2 protein-coding genes are annotated in these 1,628 nt (G+C 66.3%); one reads left to right on the top strand and one right to left on the bottom strand.

The features are described 5' to 3' along the window. The first annotated feature begins 109 nt into the window (after positions 1-109). A complete protein-coding gene (locus QZX79_RS01025) occupies positions 110-817 on the top strand; it encodes a Crp/Fnr family transcriptional regulator (protein ID WP_294563462.1) in 708 nt (235 codons plus the stop codon). A gap of 68 nt (positions 818-885) precedes the next feature. On the opposite strand, the gene QZX79_RS01020 is transcribed toward QZX79_RS01025, so the two are convergent. Then, entirely contained in the window at positions 886-1,251 is a 366-nt protein-coding gene (locus tag QZX79_RS01020; RefSeq protein ID WP_294563459.1) for a response regulator, read from the bottom strand. Between the last annotated feature and the right edge of the window lie 377 nt (positions 1,252-1,628).

Below are 1,628 nucleotides of genomic sequence, written 5' to 3'. Positions count from 1 at the left end.
CGGTCGGACCCGGAATTGCCGTAGTAGAGTCGAGGCGATTGGTCGGACATTCCGCTGTAGCGGGCGACCGTCCACCGGACTGATCGAGTGAATCCATGCGGGAGACCCCATGCCGAATCCAGACCGCGTAGGCAACAAGATACTGGACCGGCTCCCCGACCCGGACTTCCGGCGTATCATCGGGCAGATGGAGCGAGTCTCGCCCGCACTCGGCGAAATCGTGGCCCACCCCGGCACCGAGCCGCAGTGGGTCCACTTCCCGGTCTCCGGCGTGCTGAGTTCGATGGTCGTCCTCGAAGATGGATCGACCGTCGAGGCGTCCACCGTCGGCAACGAGGGGATGGACGGCCTGTACCTGCTGGCCGACCCGCAGGCCAACCCCTATCGGATCAACGTGCAGGTCCGGGGGGAGATGCTCCGCATGTCAGCAGGGGCGTTCAACCGCGCGCGGTCGGAGCACGGGGCGTTCTCGCAGCTATTGCTGCGGTACGCGCTAGTGCTGATCCAGCGGGGGGCACAAAATGGGGCGTGCATCCAGCACCACACCATTGAGGAGCGGATGTGCCGCTGGCTACTGGAGACGGCCCACCGTAAAGGCGAGGAGCGGTTCGGGCTGACGCAGGAGTTCCTCGCCGACATGCTGGGCGTCCGTCGCCAGAGCGTGAACCTGACGGCCCGCATCCTCCAGTCCGCCAAGCTGATCGAGTACCACCGAGGGGAATTGACGATCCTCGACCGGGCCGGGCTGGAGGAGGCGTCGTGCGAGTGCTTCGACGTGACGACGAAGATGTACGACCGCATGATGCGGCTCCCATGACCGTCCCGTACACCCTATCAGGCACACCGCCGCCGCGCGTTCGAGATCGCCCACGCGCCCGGTAAGATTCACACAGCGAGGTGGCGACGGATCGCAGCAAGCAGCATGCGGAGGCCCGGCCCGCCCTTTGGCAACGCCTCATCGGCCCCAAGTTCCTTCGCCCGCGCCAACGTCCGCTGCGCCTCGCCGCTGAAGACGATCACCGGGAGCGACACCCATCGGGGGTCGGCGCGGATGGCCGCGAGGAACGTCAGGCCGTCCATGACGGGCATGTCGAGGTCGAGCAGGATCAGGCCGGGCGTGGCAGCTTCGAGGGCGTTCAGGCCCTCCCGCCCATCGCCGGCACAGGCCGTTTCGTACCCGGCCCGTGTGAGCAGTCGCGCCAGCGGCCGGCGACAGGCATCGGTGTCATCAACGATCAGGATGTTCGGCAACGGGGCCTCCCGACACGGTTAGGGGTCAAGTCCCGTGGTGGGGGTATGCTTCGGTTCGCCGACCCGGCATGCAGGGAACAACCAGTGCGTGTGTTCGCCTTAGAGCAAAGGGGAGGCCCCCTTCGTCGATACGGGCGGTGCGACAGGGAAACCGTACCGTCTGGCGCGTTCCCCGCGAGCAGTACGAGCGACTGTAAACCCTGACTGTCGCCTGATCGCCGAAAGCGAAGGGGCCGTCTGGGGAAGCGCGTCGTTCACTGCCAGAGCACGGAATGTGCGAGTCGTAAGACGGTAGCCGCGCACCACGCTTCTGCTTTGCAGGACCGCCTGTCGTACTTGCCGTCGGCCGCGTCTCAGAACGTCCGCCTTGTCGGGAG

The organism is uncultured Arthrobacter sp. (assembly GCF_902805515.1).
In the GTDB taxonomy this organism is placed as follows: Bacteria; Actinomycetota; Actinomycetes; order Actinomycetales; family Micrococcaceae; genus Arthrobacter_D.
Note: the sequence above shows the minus strand (reverse complement) of the source record. Positions and strands in the feature narration are given on the sequence as shown.

Excerpts from the sequence above, each read along its gene's own strand:
- QZX79_RS01025 (WP_294563462.1), top strand. The coding sequence starts at position 110 with ATGCCGAATCCAGACCGCGTAGGCAACAAGATACTGGACCGGCTCCCC.